Here is a 20,005-nt window from a genome sequence, read left to right as displayed (position 1 = left end):
CCCTGTTCAGTGGACGCGGCGCTCGGCGCCGGACCAGTAGGTGTCGCGTATCGCGCGGCGGTCGATCTTGCCGTTGGGGTTGTGGGGCAACGCGGCGACGACGTCCACGGAGCGGGGCTTCTTCATGCGCGCCAGGCGTTCGGCGCAGAAGGCGATCAGTGCCTCCGCGTCGAGCGTGACCCCTGCCCGCGGGACGACGACGGCCTTGACCGCCTCGCCCCATCGCTCGTCGGGGACGCCCACGACCGCGGCCTCGAAGACGCCGGGATGCTGGTGGAGGACGGATTCGACCTCGACGGCGTAGATGTTGAAACCACCGGAGATGATCATGTCCTTCTTGCGGTCGACGATGAAGACGTAGCCGTCCCGACGTCGCCGCGCCAGGTCCCCGGTGAGGAACCAGCCGTCGCGGAAGCTGAGCGCGGTCAGTTCCGGCTCGTTGTGGTAGCCGGGAACGACGTCGGGCCCGCGGACGGCGATCTCGCCGATCTCGCCGTCCGCCACCGGGACGCCGCTGTCGTCGACGACGCGTACCTCGGCCTCGGCCGACGGGCGGCCGCAGGACAGCAGCAGTTCCTCGTCGTCGCCCTCGACGGCGCGGCGGTGGTCCTCCGTGGAGAGGAACAGCACGCCGGAGGTCGTCTCGCCGCAGCCGTAGCCCTGGCTGAGCACGGGGCCGAAGAGGTCCCAGGCCGCCCGGATCCGGGCCGGTGACATGGGCGCCGCGCCGTAGGTCAGGTGGCGGAGACTGGAGAGGTCGTGGTCGCCCGCGTTCTCCAGCGCGAGGACGGTGTTGACCATGGTCGGGACCAGGAAGGCGTGGGTGGCACGTTCCCGTTCCACGGTGGCGAGGAACTCCTCGGCGTCCCAGCGCGGCAGCACCACCGCGCATCCGCCGGCGAAGAGGATGCCCATGAGCGGCATGCCGGAGGCGTGGGTGACGGGGCCGGCGAGGATCTGCCGGTCGCCCGGCCCGACCCGAGTGGCCTGGTTCATCACCGACTTGCGCAGCAGGGCCAGCCGATTGCCGTACGTCTGCACGGCCGCCTTGAGCTTCCCGGTGGAGCCAGAGGTGAAGTGGAGGACGGCGATGTCGTCCTCGGCGCACTCCACGTCGACGGCCGCACGGGAGGCGGCCGCGAGTGTCTGGGCGTAGCCGGGACCGAGGTCGGCGGGGCCGTCGTAGCCGATGACGGCTTTCACGCCCGAGCCGGGCACCGCCCGCCGCGCCGTTTCCAGGTGTGCGGCATCGGTGAGCAGGACGCGGGCGTCCGACTCCCGCAGGAGATGGGCGACTTCGCCGTCGCCGAGACGGGCGTTGACCGGCGCCCGGGCCAGGCCTGCCTTGTAGAGCGCCACTTCCGTGACGACCAGCTCCGCGCGGTTGGCCGCGAGCGTGGCCACCCGGTCCCCCCGGCTCAGGCCCATCCCGGTGAGCGCGGACGCCAGCCGGTCGCTGTGGTCGTCGAGTTCCGCATAGGTCAGCCGGACCGGTCCGCACACCACCGCCTCCGCGTCCGGTTGGTGCTCGGCTGTCCGGCGTACGTAGCGACCGAGGTTCATCGCCGCCTCCAGAGTTTCTGAACAGTCTGTTCCATATCAATCTCGCTGTCAGGCAACGTACGGGCAGCGCTAGGGTCAGGTCAACGGTCGTGACGAGAAGGAATCGAAGTGGACATGAAGCCCGAAGACCGCCGTGTCCGGCGGACGCGCGCCGCGCTCCGCCAGGCCCTGGTCGAACTGGTGCTGGACAAGGGGTTCCAGGCCATCACCGTCGAGGAGATCACCGAGCGGGCCGACATCGGCCGGGCCACCTTCTACGCGCACTACCGGGACAAGGAGGACCTGCTCGTCGGCATCGTCCGCGACCTCGCACAGGACCGCGAGCGTCTGCTGCCGGCCGTGCGCCAGGCGCACGCCCAGGGCTTCACCGGCCTGCCGGTCAAGTACATCTTCGAGCACGCCACCCAGGAGCGGGACGTCTACCGGGTGATCCTGCGGGGCGAGGGCGACGGGCGGGCGCTGCGGGAGTTCACCGAACTCATCCGCACGCACGCCGAGATGGCCTTCCGCGACCGCGCGGGCCAGCTCGGCGTGGAGCCGAGGATCCCGCTCGGCATCGTCGCCCGCGCCTGGACGGGCGAACTCATCTCGGTGCTGGGCTGGTGGGTCGAGAACGACACGGGGTACACCGCCGAGCAGATCACCGCCCACCTGCGCGACCTGTCCCTCTACGGACGGGTCTGGGCGACGGGCCTGACCCCGGTGGACGCTCCCGGCGCCGTCGACCTCCCCGGCGGGCAGGGCACCGGACCCCAGTAGTCACCACATGCCGGTCCGACCCTTCCCCCGTTTCCGAACAGCGTGTACGGTATCGGCCTCGCGATGAGCTGATCCCGAACGAGCGGAGCGACACGTGACCGGCACGGACTCACTGGCGGACCTCGTCTGGGCACGAGGATTCACGGACTCGGCCTGGGCGCGACGGCACACCACGGCGGGCCGGGAGATCATGCCCAGCCGTCGCGTCTGGCGGGGCCCGGGCGGACCCGGTGACCTGCCCGCCTCATCGTCCGGCGCCCTCGACGACCTCGCCGTCACCGGTTCCCACGGACGTACTCTCACGCTGTCGGAACTGCTCGCCGAGGCCGAGACGGACGCCCTGCTCGTGCTGCACCGCGGCAGGCTCGTCCACGAGCAGTACCTGCACGGCTACGAGGCCCACGTCCCGCACTTCAACGCCTCGGCCGCCAAGTCCTACCTCGGCCTCCTGGCGGCGACCCTCGCCCATGAAGGACACCTCGACCGCGGCGCCCAGGTCGCCACGTACGTCCCCGAACTCTCCGGCACCGCCTTCGGAGACGCCCAGGTCGACCACCTGCTGCACATGGGCACGCGGATGAGCTACGCCGGCCGCCCGTACGACAAGGCCCTGGAGGCGCAGCGCTACTTCGCCGTCCTCGCTCCGCGACTGCGCCCCTACGGCTACTCGGGACCCGCGACCATCCGCGAACACCTCGCCACCGCCAGGGCCACGGGCGAGCCCGGCACCGAGTTCCGTTACGAGAACGGCAACGTCGAGGCGCTCGCCGAGGTCCTGCGACGGGTCACCGGCCTCAGCACCTCGGCGCTGATGAGCGAGATGATCTGGTCCCGGATCGGGGCGGAGGAGGACGCCTACTACCTCGTCGACGCGGACGGGGCCGAGGCGGCCTGCGGCGGCTTCAGCGCCACCGCGCGCGACGTGGCCCGCCTCGGCGAACTCGTCCGCTGCGGCGGGGCCGTCGGGGACCGTCAGATCGTGCCGGAAGCCGTGACCGCCCTCGTCGAGGGTGTCCCCGACGGCTACCCGCGCCGCGTTCGCCTGCCCGCGGCACCGCCCGACTCGCCGCCCACCCTCTCGTACCACGACCTGTGGTGGATCCTGAACGACCCCTACGGATCCTTCATGGCCAGCGGCATCCACGGCCAACGCCTGTTCGTGTCACCCGCCCTGGACCTGGTCGTCGTCCACTACGCCTCCCAGGTGGTCTCCCCGGCGGTCCCACAGGTCCCCCTCGTTCAGGCCTTCCTCTCGATCGGCAGGCGTCTCAACGGGTAGGGCACGCGTCGAGGGGGCGTCGGCGGCCCAGCGCCGAAGCGAGGGCGGTCAGCCGCTCGGCGCGGCGCGCGGCCGGGTCGGTGGTGCGGGTGGTCCAGGCGATGTGACCGTCGGGGCGGACCAGGATCTCGGTCGTCCCCCGCAGGTCCGGGCGGTCGTCGTAGCCGGTCACCAGGGCGGTGGTGACCCGCGCGTCGCGTTCCGGGCCCTCGGTCGCGGTGGGGCCGGGAGCCAGGTCGAGGTGGACGAACCGGGCGGTGTGCAGCAGGTCGTAGACCCGGGTGGCCGACGAGCCCGCGGCCGTCAGCGAGATGTCGGGCATTCGTCGTCCCACCAGGGGATCGGCGTCGGGGTCCGCGGGACGGTAGGCGGTGTCCAGTGCGGAGACCCGGCCGGCGAGCGTGCGGTTGACCTCGTCCTGGCCGAGGAGTTCGTTCATCAGGCCCCGCAGGGCGGCGGCGGGACGCGCGTACCGGGGGACCAGGGTCAGCTCCATGAGCAGGGTCTGGATCTCCGTGTTCTCGGTCACCCCGCGGCCCACCGGGCGGCGCTCGGTGTCGTAGCTGTCGAGCAGGCCCGGCGGAGCCCAGCCCTGGACCGCGGCGGCCAGCTTCCAGCCGAGGTTCATGGCGTCCTGGAGGCCGGTGTTGAGGCCCTGACCGGCGGCGGGGAAGTGGATGTGGGCGGCGTCCCCCGCCACCAGGAGACGACCCGCGCGGTAACGGTCCGCGAGCCGGGTGGCGTTGCCGAAGCGGGAGAGCCAGCGGGGGTCGGCGACGCCGAGGTCGCTGCCGCACATCCGGCGCAGGGTCCGGCGGAACTCCTCCAGGGTGACCGGTTCCGCGGACGGCACCCGCATCCGTTCCGGATCCACCAGCACCAGCCGGGTGACGCCGCCTTCCAGCGGCGCGACCAGCACGCCGGCGGCCCGGGCGGCGTCCAGGGCCGCGGGGCCGGTGTCCATGACCGCGAAGTCGCCGAGGACTCCGGTGAGCGTCTCCTCGGTGCCGGGAAAGCCGATGCCGGCGGCCCGGCGCACCACACTGCGTCCACCGTCGCAGCCGACCGCGTACGAGGCCCGGACGGTCTCGGCGCCTTCCGGTCCCCGTATGTCCGCCTCGACCCCGTCCTCGTCCTGGCGCACGCCGACGACCTCGTGGCCCCGGCTGATCCGCACCCCCAGCTCGGCCGCCCGTTCCGCCAGCAGCGCCTCGGTGCGCGCCTGGGCGATGAACAGCGTGTAGCCGTGCCGGGAGTCGAGCCGGGAGAAGTCGAGCCGCGTCGGAAGCTGGGAGAAGTGCCAGCCGGGGACCGCGCGGCCCAGCGGCAGGAACCGGTCGAGCAGACCCCGCTGATCCAGCAGCTCCACACTGCGTGGGTGCAGGGTCAGTGCCCGGGAGTCACGCTGCGGTTCGGTACGGCGCTCCAGGATCCGGGTCCGCACGCCTGCCAGGGCCAGCTCGCAGGCGAGCATGAGTCCGGTGGGGCCGCCGCCCGCGATGATCACGTCGTCCTTCATGGCAGATCGCCCTCTCGTGCCGCACGCAATTAGTGAACAGCGTTCACGTGAACGCTGTTCACTATACTGCGGGGCATGAATTCCTCGTCAACCCGGCCACGGGGCCGCCCCTCGCGCATCGACAGCCCCCGCACCCTGCGCACCGCACTGGAACTGCTGGACGAGTCGGGCCTCGACGCCCTGACCATGCGGCGTCTCGCCGATGCGATGGAGGTGCGGGCCGGAGCCCTGTACCGGTACTACGCCACCAAGCAGGAACTGCTCACGGCCATGTCGGAGCAGATGATGGAGGGCGTCACCGAGAAGGTCCTGGCGACCGACGGCGCCCCGTGGCACGAACGGGTGGCGGACTTCGCGCGCGCCCTGCGGGCGGCACTGCTCAACCACCGTGACGGAGCGCGGGTGTTCGCCGGAACCCACCCGACGGGCGGCAACGTCCTCGGTTTCTCCGACGCGCTGGTCGGCGTCCTGCTCGACGCGGGCTTCCCCGCGGACGACGCGGCCCGGACGCTCTACACGCTGTCGAACTTCACCGTCGGCCACACCCTGGAGGAACAGGCCGCCCCGTCGGAGGAGAACGGCGGACCGGGCGCCGCCGGACTGCTGCGCTCGGCGGTGACGGACGGCTCGTACCCGCACCTGCACACCGCCGTGACCGCGCTGGCCAGCACGGACTTCGACCGCCACTTCGAGTACGGGCTGGGCCTGATCATCGAGGGACTGAAGGCGCGACGTCCGGCCCTGCCGGCGGGGTCCGGCCGGTCGAAGGCGGACGTCGCCATCTCCTGACGCTCGACCGATGGTCGAGGGGTGCTGCGAGCACCTGGTGATCGAGTTCCGCGGCCGGAGCCGCCCTCAATCCTTGGCGCGGTGCAGTTCGATCCGCGGATTGACGAAGAGGTGCACGAAACCGCACCGCAGGCAGATCAGCCCCGTGGCGGTCTCATCGGCCCAGGCCAGATTGAACAACTCCCCGCCCGTGCTGTTGAGTTTCACCCCCCGTTCGCGGAACAGGTCGTGCTTGCAGATCTGGCACGTGATCGACATCTCGCCCAGTGAGGCCCGTACCGCCTTGGCCATGCCGTCTTCCTTCCGTTAGGCGCGGTCGTGGAGGGTGACGTGGTAGCCGTCGGGGTCGGCGAAGGTGAACGTCCGGCCGAAGGGGCCGTCGATCGGTGCGGAGACGATGGTGTGCCCGTCGGCGACGAGGGCGTCGTGAATGGCCTGGACGTCGGTGGCGTGGAGCCAGATCGCGGCACCGATGCCGGGCCGGGCGACGGAGGTGAGGTCGGTGCCGGGCGCGATGTCGCGGACCGCGAACGCGATCGGCTTGGTGTCGAAGACCACGGCGTGCGGAGGCCCGGCCGGTGAGCGGACGAGGCCGAGGTACTGCTCGTAGAAGGCCTGCGAGGTGTCGAGGTCGCGTACCTGGAGCGAGATGAAGTCGGGGCCGGTGGCGGGCATGGTGGTGCTCCTTCTCTTCATGTCAGCTTTCTGACACGCATCACCGTATGTCAGAATACTGACATGAGTCAAAACGGTGCCGGCATCGACCTGGACAAATCGCTGGGCTACCTGCTGAAAGAGGCTTCGAGCGCCCTGCGGGCAGCCATGGAGGAGGTGCTGCGGCCACTCGGGATGAGCGTGACGCACTACTCCTGCCTCGAACTGCTGGCTCAACGGCCGGGCCTGTCGAACTCGGAGCTGGCGCGGGGCGCGTTCGTGACACGGCAGACGATGAACGTGCTGCTCCAGAACCTGGAGCGGGACGGCTACGTGACCAGGCCCGCTCAGGCGCCCGTCGGGAAGGCCCTGCCCGCGCGGCTCACACCGCGCGGGCGACGGAGCCTGGAGCGGGCGACCGTAGCGGTCCGGTCCGTCGAGGTCAGGATGCTGACCGGTATGACCGAGACCGAGCAGGCGAACGCGTTCCGCAGCCTGCAGAGCATGATTCGTTCCCTGCGCGGCGGCCACGAGGACGCGTCCTAGCCCGCTCCTCGGAGCCGCGGCTCAGGTCAGCGGCTCGTGGTTGACCCAGACGGCCTTGTACGGGTGGCGGGACTGCCATCGCTTGATGAGGTCGAGCGCGCCGGGCATGGAGAAGGTCGCGTTCAGGGCGTCGAGGTCGGTCAGGCGCAGTTGCAGGACGGCGCTGGCGACGGCCACCGGGGCGTGGTCGTCGCCCGGGACGCGGATGTGATGCCGGGCCGCGACCGACTCGACCAGCCCGGAACGCATCACGAGCTCCTCGAACTCTTCGAGGTACTGGTCCAGCTCACTCGTGGGAATCGGATTGTCGAACGCTACGATCATCGTGTGGTGAATCATGCCCCCAGAGAACAGGCATCTTTCCCGTCCGTCCAAGATCTGTCCGTTCTCCTTCCATGCCTCAGGGGAATGGATCGAGCGGTAGCCTTGCGGCATGGCCGAACTGGAGACCCGCGAGCTGGAGTACTTCGTCGCCGTGGCGGAGGAGCTGCACTTCGGTCGTGCCGCGGCCGGCCTGGCGATCGCGCAGCCGGCCCTGTCCAAAGCGATCCGGCGCCTGGAATCCAGGCTCGGCGTGCGGCTGCTGGAGCGCTCCAGCAGGCACGTGGCCCTCACCGCTGCCGGTGAGACGCTTCTGCATCATGGCCGGCACGCGCTCAACGCCGTGGCCGCGGCCGCCGAGAAGACCCGCCGGGCCGGGGATCAGCGGGATCATCTGCGCCTGGTGATCAAACCCGGCGGTGACGCGAACCTCCTGTCCGGCATCCTGGCCGCATACGCCGGTCGGCCCGACGCCGGCCGGGTGGACATCCTGTTCGGCGGAGCCACCGACCGCGCCGACCACGTCCGCGACGGCCGCGCCGATGTCGCCCTGCTCTACGCGCCGTTCGACGACATGACCGGCCTGGACCACGAAACCCTGCTGGTCGAAGGACGGGTCGCGATCCTGCCGCCGGACCACCGGCTCGCCTCCCGCTCGACCGTCACTCTCGCCGACCTCGCCCAGGAGACGCTGCCACGCTGGAAGGGCGTGCGCTGGACCGGAGCGCCCGAGGCCGGGCAGGGGCCCGAGGTCACAGACGCGGCCGAAGTCCTGCACATGATCAGGCTGGGACGCACCGTCGCGCTCCTGCCCCGCTCGCTCGCCCAGCCCATGCGCCCCGACCTCGTCTACCGGCCCGTGACCGACGCCCCCGACAGCGAACTCGTCCTCGCGTGGTCGCAGGACGACCGACGCACCATGGTCGCCTCCTTCATCACCGCCGCGGTGGACGCCGCGGGGCGATGACACCTCACAGATCCGTGAGCGGGAAGTCGCCGTTCACGACCGGGTATGCCGCGAGGCCGGACGGAGCTTGGCGGCCGTCGGCCGGGTGCTCCGCCGGAAGGCTCCCGGGAGGCCACCGCCCTTCAGTTTCCTGAACAGCAGGGCCGCCGTCAGGACGGAGGCTATTGCTTCACCGGCGACGCATGGGGATGACTGCGCACGCGGTGCTGAATTAGCGTTCCACCCATGGTCTACGCACGCGACGACACCGACGACGAGCCCAGTGTCACCGTCCGCTGCCAGGACAACTCGTCCGTCGGCGTGACGTTCCGCGACCGGTTCAGCCTGGACGCGGATTCCGTGCACTACGCCGTTGAGCTGTGGGCCCCGGGTCTGACCGCCCGTGTCGACGAGGTCGTCGCCTGGAACCGGGGCAGCGGTCTCGTCCCGTTCCTGGAGGGGCTGGCCGCGGACTACCGGGGTTGGGACGAGGAGCGAAGCTGGCAGAGCGACGACCGGGACTTGGCGGTGTCGGCCGTGTTCCGGTCCGGCGGGTATGTCGGGTTGTCGTGGGCCATTCGGTCATGGCCGAAGAGGGCCGGGGGCTGGAGCGCATCGGTGACCACCTGGGTGGAGGTCGGGGAGCAGCTGGCTTCCTTGGCCGCTGAGATCCGGCACTTCCTGCTCATGAGGGCAGTGCACGAAGGGGGATGAGGAAGCAGATGGCTCGGACGGGGACGACCGCGGTGCTGGCCTTGCTGCCGGACGCCGAGCCGTTGTTGCGGTTGGCCGCCGAGGTGGACCGGACGGTGGTGCGACCGGGCGTGCCCGCACACGCGGCGCTGCTCTATCCCTGGTTGCCCGCCGACGAGGTCGGAGAGTCGGAGCTGCACCGGCTGCGGGTCTCCCTGCCGGTCGGTCCGGTCCCCGTCGGACTGGCTGCCGTCGAACGGACCGGGGGGTTCGTCGGTGTCCCGGTGCCCGAACTGGGCCGGGTGGCCGACGCCGTTCGCACGGCGTTCCCGGCTCAGGTCCCTTACGGCGGCCGGTTCGGTCCCCGTCCGCCGGTGCACGTCACCGTCGCTCTGGACGCGGCCCCGCAGGCCGCCGCCGACATCGCCCGTCGCACCGCCGCCGCCCTGCCGATCGTCACAGAGGTCAACACCCTGCATGTGGTCGGCCTTACCCGCACGGGCTGGCAGGGCCTCGCCGAACTGCCACTGGGCCGTTAACCTCCCCTCCGCGCTCACGATCGCTCCGGTCGTCGCGTGACGGCCCCATAGCGCACCATCCGCCGACAGGCGGCCCGTATCCCCGACTTCAGCCTGATTTCGTCCACAACACAGCGATCCGGCCAACCTCCCACGGTTTCCCACCTTCTGGAGAACCGAGCATCCGGCCGCTCCCTCTCACAGCGCGGGCACAGCAACGTGCCCGCCTGCTTCCTTCCCACCGCACCCCCCCAGCACCTGAAGGACGAGGGATCGATGACCAGAACGCGCACCATCCGGCTGCGGCGCCCACTGCTCGCAGGCACCACGGCCGTCGCCGCCATGGCCGTGACCGCCGGACTCGTGGCCGCCACCGCGGAACCGGCGAAAGCGGCGACAGGGCCCAAGCTGAGCCTCATCGCCGCGACCAGCACACTGACGCTCACCTCCTGGAAGGAGGACCCGGGCGTCTACCTCGACCTCGGCACCTACCTCACCGCGGAGGGCAGGCCGCTGGAGCTGAAGGTGACCCGGAAGTCCTACAAGGACCCGGTGACCGTCACCCAGACCGTGTACGAGGGCGGCAAGACCAAGGCCAAGACCCTGCCCAAGGGCACGGTGAAGGACTTCTCGGGGCTGCCCGGCTTCGCGGAGATCACGGTCACCGACAAGTCGGGCAAGAAGGTTCTCAGCAAGACCGAGGACTTCTGCCCGAACAACGCCAGCGGCCGGGTACGCCCCGACGCGCCCGCCACCTCCAAGTATCCGGAGAGCTGCCCCACCAACCCGTTCACCCTCGGTTCGGTGTGGGGTGTCGAGAAGGGCTGGGCGGCCAACACCTACGCGGGTTCCTACACCGAGCCCGTCTCCCTGGCGGCCGGGACCTACACCGCCAAGGTCGGGGTCGCCAAGAAGTACCGCGACCTGTTCGGCATCGCGAACAAGCCCGCCACCGTCAAGGTGACCGTGGTGGAGCGGAGCTACGAGGACGACCAGGGTGCCGCCGGGTCGGCCGCGTCCCGGTCCGCGACGGCGGGCGAGCACGCCGGTCACGAAGCCGCCCACCAGGCCCCGGACGCGCACGCGGGCCACGGGCCGGGCCACGCCCCGACACCCGCCCAGGCCGCGGCGCCGCTCACCAGCGGGGCGAGCCCCTCGTACAACGCGGGCCACGGACCGCTCAAGGCGGCGCCGCCCGCCCTGCCGTGGGCGCTGAAGAAGCAGCAGGCCGCGCGCTCCATGGCGGTCGGTGACAAGGGAGGCCAGACCGACGGCTCGCGCAAGGCCCCATCGCTCCAGCCGCTGGCGAAGCGGCCCGCGGGCAAGCCCGCCGTCCCGGACGTCCCCAAGCCCGACCTGCGTTCGCTGCCGGCCTACGGCATCGTGGTGACCGACGGGGAGAAGGACATCCCCGGCAAGGACTACCTGGCCTTCAGCGCCAACGTGTGGAACGCCGGTCCGGCGCAACTGGTGGTGGACGGCTTCCGGTCGCCCGGCAAGGCCAAGATGGACGCCTACCAGTACTTCTACGACGCCAAGGGCAAGCAGGTCGGCTACACCCCGACCGGCACCATGGAATGGGACCCGCGTCCGGGACACGTGCACTGGCACTTCACCGACTTCGCCAGCTACCGGCTGCTGAAGGCGGACAAGAAGGAGGCCGTGCGCAGCGGCAAGGAGGCCTTCTGCCTGGCCAACACCGACGCGATCGACTACACGGTGAAGAACGCCAACTGGCACCCGTACAACACCGACCTGGCCACCGCCTGCGGGGAGGAGAACTCCATCTCCGTGCGGGAGGTGCTCGACGTGGGCTCCGGCGACACGTACTCCCAGGACCTGCCGGGCCAGTCCTTCGACATCACGGACGTGCCCAACGGCACGTACTACATCCAGGTGCTGGCCAACCCCGAGAAGCGGCTCAAGGAGACCAGCGTCGACAACAACAGCGCGCTGCGGAAGATCGTGCTCGGCGGCAAGCCGGACGCACGGACCGTGACCGTACCGGCGCACGACCTGGTGAACGAGAACTGACCTGACCCCGGGGCGGCAGCCCCCCGGTCCGAGGAGCCGACGGCCGCCCAAGGTGGCCGTCGGCTCCTTCGCGTCACCGATGGGGCGGTACCAACCGCTCTCGCAGGGCCGTCAGTTGATGCGAGTGCTCGACGGCGCGCGTCTCGTCCAGGGTGGCCAGGGCGAGCAGCAGGGCATCGGCGACCAGGAGGCCGGTCAGGGACTCGTTGGTGTTGCCGGTGGGAGTGTGCGGTGCGGTGAGCACGGCGTCCACGCGGTCGCCGAACGGCTCCCCGAGTTCGTCGGTGACCAGGACGACGGTGGCCCCCACCGCTCGTGCCCGTTCCACCAGCACGGTCAGTTCGTGCAGGTGCCGGGCGGGCTGGAAGACGACCACCGCGTCGCCCTGGGACAGGGGCAGCAGATCGTCGGCGAAGCCGAAGCCGGTGGCTCCGCTGAACCGCGAGCGGCGCCCCAACCGCCCCAGGGACAGGGCGAGGTGGCGGGCTCCGACCTCGCAGGCGGCGACGCCGTAACAGAGGACCTCGCGGGCCGAGGCCAGCGCTTCGACGGCCCGTTCGAAGGACTTCGTACCGGTCAGACGCCTGGCCTGCTCGATGCGTTCCTGCGCCTCGTCGAACACGTCGCCCCAGATGCTCTCCAGGTCCTGGCCCACGTGCGAGATGCGCTGCTTGAGGCGGACCTCGGGCGCCTGGGAAGCGGTGAAGTCCGCGGCGAGTTCCCTCTTGAGGGCCGGGAGCCCGGCGTATCCCAAGTGCTGCAGGGCGCGCACGACGGTGGCGTTGCTGGTGCCGCTCGCGGTGCCCAGCTGCTGGGCGCTGGCGAACATGATCTGCTCCGCGGGCGCACTCGCGAGGTACTGGGCGACGGTGCGCTCGGACGTGGAGAGTTCGCCCCACAGATCTCGGATCGCGGTCCGCAGACGGGCCAACCCGCCCGGACCCACACTGCCAGCCTCTGGAACATCCATTACGTCTCTTGACTTCCTCGGTTTCGTGGTTACGCTCTGAGCAACTTGTTCCAATGATGTTCATCTTTGGAACGGATGTTACAGCACCGTTGCCCCCCGAGGAGTCCTGTCATGCACCACGCCCTGCCGGTCATTGAGATCTCCGGGACACCGGAGGAACGCGGGCGGCAGTACGGCGAAGCGGTGCGCTCCCGCATCGGTGAGGCCATCGGCTACTACACCGAAGCCTTCGGTGAGGCGTCCGGCCTGCCCTGGGACCAGGTCACGGCCCGCGCCCGGCTCTGGCTGGAGCCCGTGCGCGAGCACGCTCCCGAACTGGTCGAGGAGATGCAGGGGATAGCCGACGGAGCGGGCGTGGGCCTGCTCGACGTACTGGCGCTCAACGCACGCGGCGAGGTCATCTACGACTCCACCTTCAGCCGGCTGTCCGAGGACGAGGAGGCCGCCGAGGGCTGCACCTCCTTCGCGGCCCACGGACCGGCGAGCGGCGACGGCCATGTATGGGCGGGACAGAACTGGGACTGGCGGGCCGCGGTGGCCGGCACCGTCGTGATGCTGCGCGTCGTCCAGCCCCCGAAGCCGACCCTCGTCATGCAGGTGGAGGCCGGTCAGATCGGCCGCCAGGGCGCCAACTCGGCCGGCATCGCGCTCAACGCCAACGGACTGGGCGGACGCTTCGACGACACCGTCGGCCTGCCGCAGACGGTGATCCGCCGCAGCGTGCTGGACCAGTCCAACATCAGCGACGCCCTGCGCGTGCTGAGCCGGACCCGCGCCCACATCGCCGGGAACGCGCTGCTCACCTGCCGGGAGGGCTTCGCCATCGACGTGGAGACCACCCCGGCCGGACACCGCTGGATGTATCCCACCGACGGCCTGCTGGTGCACGGCAACCACTACCAGGCCGGCATCCCCGCCGCGCTCGCCGCCGACTACCGGCCGCTGGCCGCCGACTCCCTGGTCCGGGTCCCCCGCGCCGAGCAGGGTCTGCGGCGGCTGCGCGAGTCCACGGGCCCCGACGAGTCCCGCAAGACCATCCAGCAGGCCATGTCGGACCACCTCGGCTTCCCCGAGTCCCTGTGCACCCATCCCGACCCGCGCAGGTCGCCCGTACGGCAGTGGCAGACCCTCGTCTCCTCCTGCGTCGACCTGACCTCCGGCGACTACCACGTCACCGCAGGCACCCCCTGCGACCGCGACTACCAGCACCTGCCCTGGAACCTCTACGACGGCCCCCACGCCCCCCGTTAGACCGGCCCGCAGGCCACCGGGAGCCCCACCCCCGCAGAAACGAGAAGTCTCCGCACCACCCTTCCCGCTCAGGAGCCACCGTATGAAGTTGAAGACCTCGATCGCCGCCCTCGGGATGGCGGGCCTGACGGTACTCGCCACCGCGTGCAGCGGCGCCGACACCGGCCGATCCGGGGACACGGGCCGTGACGTGGCCCAGTTGGAGCTCACCCCGACCACGGCCGCGGCCACCGGCGCGGTGGACAGCGTCGACTGGCTGCTGGAGGACGAGCCCGACTCCCTGGACCTCGACACCCAGGGCGGCAGCGCGGGCCGCACGGTGCTCACCAACGTGTGCGAGCGCCTGTACCGGTTGGAGCCCGACATGACCGTACGGCCGTGGCTCGTCGACCGGGCCGCCCGGCCGGACGCCAAGACCCTGGTCCTGACCGTGCGCGAGGGCGTCACCTTCCACGACGGCACCGCCATGACCGTCGACGACGTGCTGTTCAGTCTGCGCCGGCACGCGGACCCGGACATGTCCGAGGCCGACGAGTTCGAGAACGTGACGTCGATGAAGAAGACCGGCGCCCACGAGATCACCGTCAGGTTCAAGGAGCCCGACGCCCTGTTCACCAAGGCGCTCGCCGGCGACGCCGGACTCGTCTACCAGCAGAAGCGGGTGCGGGAGCAAGGAGAGGACTTCGGCACACCGGGCCAGACCGACGCGTGCAGCGGCCCGTACCGGCTCGCCTCCTGGAAGTCCGGCGACTCCGTCACCCTGGAGCGCTACGACGACTACTGGGGCGACAAGCCACTGACCCGGAAGGTCGTCTTCCGCTGGGCCGAGGACAGCGCCATGGTCAACGCCCTGCGCACCGGAGCCGCCGACGGCGCCTACACCGACTCCGTCGGCACGGCCGCCGCCCTCGACGGCAAGAAGGGAATCGACCTGCACTTCGGGCCCAGCACCGCGACCCTCGACCTCATCCCCACCGAGCGCGGCGGACTGGCCGACCCCGACATCCGCAAGGCACTCTCGCTGAGCCTCGACCGCACCGGCATAGCCAAGTCCGGCTACGGCGGCCTGGCCCAGCCCTGGGCCACTCCCGTCGGCTCCGGCGCCTGGGGCTACGAGAAGTCCGTCTTCTCCACCGCCCAGGAGAACCTGACCGGCGCCCCCGCCTCGCCCACCTCCGCCGACATCGCCCGGGCCAGGAAGCTCGTCCAGAACGCCGAGCACAAGCCCGACGGGCCGATCGTCATCGGCACCGACAGCACACAGGGACGCCTCGTCATCGCCAACGGCGTACGCGCCGCACTCCAGCAGATCGGCCTCAAGGCGCAGATCAAGACCGTGCCCTCCGCCGAGTACGGCGAGTTCTACGGCGACAAGTCCGCCCGCGCCGCCATCGACGTGCTGGTCGCCGACTGGTACATCTCCAAGAGCGACCCCGTCGGCTTCTACGACAACGGCGTGTCCGGCGACTCCAACAACTGGGTCGGCTTCCGCAGCGCCGCCTACGACAAGAAGGTCGAACAGGCCAAGCGCACCCTCGACGACGCCGAGCGAGCCGCGCTGGTCGTCGACATCCAGCGCCGCTTCGCCGACGCCGCCGTCTGGATCCCCGTGGCACAGACCCCCACCGCCCTGGCCCTCAGCGACAAGCTCACCGGCCCGCCGGCCTCGATGGCGTACCTCTACCACCCGTGGGCCGCGTCGCTCGGCGCGAAGAAGGGCTGAGCCATGATCGTCCGAATCGGCAGACGACTCGCCGGCCTCCTCGCCACCCTCCTCGCGTCGTCGTTCGTCATCTTCGCCGCCATCTACGCCGCCCCCGGCGACCCCGCGGTCTTCCTGGCGGGCGGCCGCGACACCCTCACCCCCGAGCGCCTGGCCGCCGTACGCGAGCAGTACCACCTGGACGAACCCCTGGTCGTCCAGTACGGCCGGTGGCTGTGGGACTGCCTCCATCTGGACCTGGGACGTTCCTTCCAGTACGGCGACGAGGTCGCCGACCTGCTGGCCGCCCGCTTCCCCACCACCCTGGAACTCGTCGCCTACGCCACCGTCCTCTTCGTGGTCCTGGGCGTCAGCGCCGGCGCGCTCGCCGCGCTCAACCGGGGCCGCTGGATCGACTCGGCCGTCGTCGGCGCCACCACCCTCGCCGCGTCCGTGCCCTCCTTCGTCGGCGGCATCGCCCTGGTCGCGCTGTTCGGCGTGCAACTGGGCTGGTTCCCCGTCACCGGCAGCGGAGAAGGACTGGCCGGCACCCTGCACCACCTCACCCTGCCCGCCGTCGCCATGGCCCTGGGCGCGCTCGCGGTCGTCAGCCGGGTCACCCGGCAGGCCGTCGTCGACGCCGACGGAGCCGACCACGTCGCCGTGGCCCGCTCCTCGGGCCTGCCCGAACGCGAGATCGTCCGACGCCATGTGCTGCGCAACGCCCTCGGCCCGATCGTCACCATGTGCGGTCTGGTCACCGCCGGGATGCTCGCCGGGACCGTGGCCATCGAGACCGTCTTCGGCCTCAGCGGCATCGGCTCCCTGCTCGTCGGCGCCATCAACAGCCACGACTTCCCCGTCGCCCAGGCAGTCCTCCTGCTCATGGTCACCTGCTACGTCGTGGTCACCACCCTCGTGGACCTCGCGCACCCGCTGCTCGACCCGCGCCTGAAGTCCGCAAGGAGCGCCGCATGACCGCCGTACCCGCCGACGCCCCCGCACCGGCCCGGACCGTACGGCGGGCCCGGCGCCCGGTCGCCGCGCTCGTCGCCGTCGGCTTCCTCGCCCTGGTCGTCCTCGCCGCCGTCCTCGCCCCGCTGCTCGCGCCGTACGCCCCCGACGCCGTAGACCTGTCCTCCTCCCTGGTCGGCACCGGCGGCGAGCACCTGCTCGGCACCGACGCCTCCGGCCAGGACCTGCTCTCCCGGGTGCTGTACGGTGCGCGCACCAGTCTCGTCGCCCCCGTGCTGCTGCTGGCGCTCGCCGCCGTCATCGGGGTGAGCCTGGGCACCCTGGCCGCCTGGCGCGGCGGCTGGATCGACGCCTTCGTCTCCCGGCTGACCGACGTGATGTACGCCTTCCCCGGGCTGCTGTTCGTCGTACTGATCATCGCCGTCTTCGGCACCGGCATGACCACCTCGGTGCTCGGCCTCGGCCTCGCCTTCGCGCCCACCATCGCCAAGTACACCCGCAGCGTGGCCCTGGCCGAGCGCGCCAAGCCCTACATCGACGCCTACCGGGTGCAGGGCATGGGCGGCGCACGGATCTGCGTACGCCACCTCGTGCCCAACCTCGCCCGGTCGATCGCCGGATACCTGGTGGTCCTCTTCGGCGAGGCGCTGATGAGCCTGGCCACGCTCAGCTACCTCGGCTTCGGCACTCAGCCGCCCAGCTCCGACTGGGGACTGATGGTGCAGGAGGGGCAGTCGGCCATCGTGCAGGGCGCGCTGCTGCCCGCGCTGGTGCCCGGCACCGCCATCGCCGCCGTCGTCGTGGCCTTCAACGTCGCCGGGGTGCACCTGGCCGACCGGCTCGGAACCAGGAGGTAGCCAACCCGTGCTGCTCGACATCGACCGACTCACCGTCCACCTGCCCGGCGCCGCCCGCCCGCTCCTCGCCGACGTGTCCCTGCGCATGGCCGCGGGCGAAGTCGTCGGCCTCGTCGGCGAGTCCGGCTCCGGCAAGTCCACCACCGCCAAGGCCGTACTCCGTGTCCTGCCCGACGACGCCGCGGCGCACGGGCGGGTGACGGTCGCCGGAACCGACGTACTGACCATGACCCCCGCCGCGCTGCGCGAGCACCGGGCCCGGCGCGTGGCGATGATCCACCAGAATCCGCGCTCGGCCCTCAACCCCGTCCACCGCGTCGGCGACTTCCTCGTCGAGCGCCTCCTGCGCACCGGTGACCACGACCGCCGCACCGCCCGCGCACACGCCGTCGAACTCCTCGACAGCGTCGGCCTGAACGACCCGGCACGCCGCCTGCGCCAGTACCCGCACGAGATGTCCGGCGGCATGCTGCAACGCGTCGTGATCGCCGGTGCACTGGCCGCGGGTCCCGACCTGATCCTGGCCGACGAGTCCACCAGCGCCCTGGACGTCACCACCCAGGCGGAGATCCTCGCCCTGCTGCGCGACCTGGGGCAACGGCGCGAGACGGGCATGCTGTTCATCACCCACGACCTGCACCTGGCCGCCGCGTACTGCGACCGCGTGTACGTCATGTACGCGGGCCGCATCGCGGAACACCGGTCGGCGCGGAGCCTCTTCGACCACGCCCGTCACCCCTACACCCGCGGACTGCTCGACTGCTCACCCGAACTCGGCGTGTCCCGCCCCCTGCGGCCCATCCCGGGCCGGCCTCCGTCGCTCGCGGACGGGTCCGACGGCTGTCCGTTCGCCGCGCGGTGTCCCCAGGCCGAGTCCGCCTGCGAGGTGTGGGCCCCGCAGGCGACAGAACTTCCCGACGGCGGCGAGGCCGCCTGCCGCCGGCTGCCCGAAGCGGCGGCGGCCTCCGCCGGAGCGACTGTGAGGAACATCCCGTGACCACCCCGAAAGCCGTGTCCCCGGCCGTGCCGCTGCTCATCGCCGACGGGCTGCGCAAGACCTACCGGCTCCCCGACGGCGACAGCCTGGTCGCCGCTGACGACGTGTCCTTCACCCTGCCGACGGGCGGGTCGCTCGGCATCGTCGGCGAGTCCGGCTCCGGCAAGACGACCGTCGCCCGCATGCTCGTCGGACTCGTACGGCCCGACGCGGGAACGGTCTCCGTCGACGGCATGGACCGGACGGCGGGCCTGAGCCGAGGCCGCGCCGCACGCCTCGCCCGGGCCCGGGAGATCCAGATGGTCTTCCAGGACCCGTACCTCTCGCTCGACCCCCGGCTGACCGCACGCCAGTGCCTGTCCACCTCGCTGAGCCTCCACGGCGCGACCGACGCGGACGGACGGATCGAGGAACTCCTGGACCGGGTCGGCCTCGGCCCCCGCGAGGCCGCCGCCCGCCCGCACGAGATGTCCGGCGGGCAGCAGCAGCGGCTGGCCATCGCCCGGGCCCTGGCGGTGAACCCGCGCGTCCTCGTCCTGGACGAGGCGGTGGCCGCACTGGACGTGTCCATCCAGTCGCAGATCCTGCGGCTGCTCGTCGACATCCGCGAGGACACCGGTCTGGCCCTCGTCTTCATCAGCCACGACCTCGCCGTGGTCCAGCACGTCACCGACGAGACGGTGGTGATGCGACGGGGCACCGTCGTCGAACAGGGTCCCACGGAGCGGCTGCTGACCGCGCCCGAGAACGACTACACCCGGTTGCTGCTGGCCTCGGTTCCCCGCCGCGGCTGGGACCCGGCGGCCGCGGTACGGGCCCGCGGGTCGTCGACCTGCTGAAGACAGTTGTTCAGTGCCGCGCCCCGCTTGGTGAACAACGCGGGGCGCGGTGCACTGGGACCGGAGACCCGGGCGCGGACCGCGCCACGGCGGGGCGCACGGCCAGGAGGTGCGGTCACATGATTCCCGTGCACCGCTCGACGCGGTTTCGGGACCGGCGCCGGCTCGGCGGGCGACTCGTCGGCGCCGCGACGGCGCTGGGGCTCGCGGGCCTGTTGGCGTGGGCGCTGATGCTGCTGCCCCCGGTCAACGACGCCGTCCTCGGTGATCTGCCGCGTGACCTGCACGACTTCGCCCGGATGTGTGAGGGCGAGAGTGAGGAGAGCGGCGAGCCGTTCCCGCGTGCGGCCTCCTACCAGCCGCAGGACGCGGGCCGCCCGCACCCGTGGGTCGCCATCGAGGACGACTGGGCTGCCCATTCGTCCTCCGGGACAGACACGAAGGAACCGGTCGACCGGAACCACGAGCCGGCCCCGGAATCGGTCCAGCTGGTGATGTGCAGCAAGGTCTCCGGGAGCGTCCCCGGTACAGAGATCAGCTGCTCCTACACCTCCGGACCGCTCGGCTACGGCCGTGACCCAGACGGTCGAGTTCTCCCGGGGCGAGTACACCGTGAGCGTCTTCGAAGCCCGCGACGGCGAACTGGTCGCGAGCCGCACCCTGCGGGGCGCCAGCAAGGTCCAGTGCGCCCAGTTCGTCGCCGCGGAGGAGTCGGAGCCCAGATACACCACCCCCGAGTGGAAGGCGTACGCGGACCTGGCCGCCGACCTGCATGCCTCGTCGTAGTGTTCCG

21 protein-coding genes are annotated in these 20,005 nt (G+C 71.2%); 15 read left to right on the top strand and 6 right to left on the bottom strand.

Translation table 11 applies throughout. The features are described 5' to 3' along the window. Window positions 1-6: 6 nt before the first annotated feature. Window positions 7-1,563, bottom strand: coding sequence for a long-chain fatty acid--CoA ligase (locus ACGH52_RS02675; protein WP_121703056.1), 1,557 nt, complete (start codon window positions 1,561-1,563; stop codon window positions 7-9). A 108-nt stretch (window positions 1,564-1,671) separates the two neighbouring features. On the opposite strand from ACGH52_RS02675, the gene ACGH52_RS02670 reads away from it, so the two are divergent. Together ACGH52_RS02670 and ACGH52_RS02665 are read left to right on the top strand one after the other, a co-directional pair. Continuing rightward, complete coding sequence (locus ACGH52_RS02670; RefSeq protein WP_076978069.1) at window positions 1,672-2,322, top strand: TetR/AcrR family transcriptional regulator; 651 nt, start codon at window positions 1,672-1,674, stop codon at window positions 2,320-2,322. 94 nt (window positions 2,323-2,416) lie between these two features. After that, window positions 2,417-3,601, top strand: coding sequence for a serine hydrolase (locus ACGH52_RS02665; RefSeq protein ID WP_171987573.1), 1,185 nt, complete (start codon window positions 2,417-2,419; stop codon window positions 3,599-3,601). Here ACGH52_RS02665 and ACGH52_RS02660 read toward each other — a convergent pair. After that, window positions 3,591-5,120, bottom strand: coding sequence for a monooxygenase (locus ACGH52_RS02660; protein ID WP_399937267.1), 1,530 nt, complete (start codon window positions 5,118-5,120; stop codon window positions 3,591-3,593). The two genes, ACGH52_RS02665 and ACGH52_RS02660, sit on opposite strands and share 11 nt — an antisense overlap. A 75-nt stretch (window positions 5,121-5,195) precedes the next feature. Between ACGH52_RS02660 and ACGH52_RS02655 the strand changes: the two genes are divergently transcribed. Next, window positions 5,196-5,909, top strand: a complete 714-nt coding sequence (locus ACGH52_RS02655) for a TetR/AcrR family transcriptional regulator (protein WP_399937264.1) — start codon at window positions 5,196-5,198, stop codon at window positions 5,907-5,909. Between the two features lie 66 nt (window positions 5,910-5,975). On the opposite strand, the gene ACGH52_RS02650 is transcribed toward ACGH52_RS02655, so the two are convergent. Beyond that, on the bottom strand, window positions 5,976-6,200 hold the full coding sequence (locus ACGH52_RS02650; RefSeq protein ID WP_059298649.1) for a hypothetical protein: 225 nt from the start codon (window positions 6,198-6,200) through the stop codon (window positions 5,976-5,978). Window positions 6,201-6,215: 15 nt separating this feature from the next. Next, window positions 6,216-6,584: a VOC family protein gene (locus ACGH52_RS02645; protein ID WP_076978065.1), complete on the bottom strand. Its 369-nt coding sequence runs from the start codon at window positions 6,582-6,584 to the stop codon at window positions 6,216-6,218. A gap of 63 nt (window positions 6,585-6,647) precedes the next feature. On the opposite strand from ACGH52_RS02645, the gene ACGH52_RS02640 reads away from it, so the two are divergent. Further along, window positions 6,648-7,109, top strand: a complete 462-nt coding sequence (locus ACGH52_RS02640; protein ID WP_121703059.1) for a MarR family winged helix-turn-helix transcriptional regulator — start codon at window positions 6,648-6,650, stop codon at window positions 7,107-7,109. A gap of 21 nt (window positions 7,110-7,130) precedes the next feature. Here ACGH52_RS02640 and ACGH52_RS02635 read toward each other — a convergent pair whose 3' ends face one another. Then, window positions 7,131-7,433, bottom strand: a complete 303-nt coding sequence (locus ACGH52_RS02635) for a hypothetical protein (RefSeq protein ID WP_308293546.1) — start codon at window positions 7,431-7,433, stop codon at window positions 7,131-7,133. A gap of 109 nt (window positions 7,434-7,542) precedes the next feature. On the opposite strand from ACGH52_RS02635, the gene ACGH52_RS02630 reads away from it, so the two are divergent. From ACGH52_RS02630 to ACGH52_RS02615, 4 genes are all read left to right on the top strand, one after another. After that, complete coding sequence (locus ACGH52_RS02630; RefSeq protein WP_121703060.1) at window positions 7,543-8,397, top strand: LysR family transcriptional regulator; 855 nt, start codon at window positions 7,543-7,545, stop codon at window positions 8,395-8,397. A 225-nt stretch (window positions 8,398-8,622) separates the two neighbouring features. Next, entirely contained in the window at window positions 8,623-9,090 is a 468-nt protein-coding gene (locus tag ACGH52_RS02625) for a DUF6228 family protein (protein ID WP_121703061.1), read from the top strand. A gap of 8 nt (window positions 9,091-9,098) precedes the next feature. After that, window positions 9,099-9,608, top strand: coding sequence for a 2'-5' RNA ligase family protein (locus tag ACGH52_RS02620; RefSeq protein ID WP_171987572.1), 510 nt, complete (start codon window positions 9,099-9,101; stop codon window positions 9,606-9,608). 255 nt (window positions 9,609-9,863) lie between these two features. Beyond that, on the top strand, window positions 9,864-11,621 hold the full coding sequence (locus ACGH52_RS02615) for a lysyl oxidase family protein (protein ID WP_399937258.1): 1,758 nt from the start codon (window positions 9,864-9,866) through the stop codon (window positions 11,619-11,621). Between the two features lie 73 nt (window positions 11,622-11,694). Here ACGH52_RS02615 and ACGH52_RS02610 read toward each other — a convergent pair whose 3' ends face one another. Further along, window positions 11,695-12,591 (bottom strand): MurR/RpiR family transcriptional regulator, encoded by an 897-nt coding sequence (locus ACGH52_RS02610; protein WP_399937255.1) that lies wholly within the window; start codon window positions 12,589-12,591, stop codon window positions 11,695-11,697. Window positions 12,592-12,702: 111 nt separating this feature from the next. On the opposite strand from ACGH52_RS02610, the gene ACGH52_RS02605 reads away from it, so the two are divergent. The 7 genes from ACGH52_RS02605 (at window position 12,703) to ACGH52_RS02575 (ending at window position 19,998) form a co-directional block, all read left to right on the top strand. Next, window positions 12,703-13,842, top strand: coding sequence for a C45 family peptidase (locus tag ACGH52_RS02605; protein WP_079032817.1), 1,140 nt, complete (start codon window positions 12,703-12,705; stop codon window positions 13,840-13,842). Between the two features lie 82 nt (window positions 13,843-13,924). Continuing rightward, the gene (locus ACGH52_RS02600; protein ID WP_399937252.1) at window positions 13,925-15,565 is read left to right on the top strand and encodes an ABC transporter substrate-binding protein; all 1,641 of its coding nucleotides are present in this window, start codon (window positions 13,925-13,927) and stop codon (window positions 15,563-15,565) included. A gap of 3 nt (window positions 15,566-15,568) precedes the next feature. Continuing rightward, on the top strand, window positions 15,569-16,522 hold the full coding sequence (locus tag ACGH52_RS02595; protein WP_076978058.1) for an ABC transporter permease: 954 nt from the start codon (window positions 15,569-15,571) through the stop codon (window positions 16,520-16,522). Continuing rightward, the gene (locus tag ACGH52_RS02590) at window positions 16,519-17,376 is read left to right on the top strand and encodes an ABC transporter permease (protein WP_059298635.1); all 858 of its coding nucleotides are present in this window, start codon (window positions 16,519-16,521) and stop codon (window positions 17,374-17,376) included. Before ACGH52_RS02595 ends, ACGH52_RS02590 begins: the two co-directional genes overlap by 4 nt. A 7-nt stretch (window positions 17,377-17,383) precedes the next feature. Next, a complete protein-coding gene (locus ACGH52_RS02585; RefSeq protein WP_399937249.1) occupies window positions 17,384-18,373 on the top strand; it encodes an ABC transporter ATP-binding protein in 990 nt (329 codons plus the stop codon). Beyond that, complete coding sequence (locus ACGH52_RS02580; RefSeq protein ID WP_121703066.1) at window positions 18,370-19,212, top strand: ABC transporter ATP-binding protein; 843 nt, start codon at window positions 18,370-18,372, stop codon at window positions 19,210-19,212. The genes ACGH52_RS02585 and ACGH52_RS02580 overlap by 4 nt, the downstream gene beginning before the upstream one ends. Before the next feature lie 573 nt (window positions 19,213-19,785). Continuing rightward, entirely contained in the window at window positions 19,786-19,998 is a 213-nt protein-coding gene (locus ACGH52_RS02575; protein WP_121703067.1) for a hypothetical protein, read from the top strand. The last annotated feature ends 7 nt before the right edge of the window (window positions 19,999-20,005 follow it).

The organism is Streptomyces sp. BBFR25, from assembly GCF_044590125.1.
In the GTDB taxonomy this organism is placed as follows: domain Bacteria; phylum Actinomycetota; class Actinomycetes; order Streptomycetales; family Streptomycetaceae; genus Streptomyces; species Streptomyces canus_D.
Note: the sequence above shows the minus strand (reverse complement) of the source record. Positions and strands in the feature narration are given on the sequence as shown.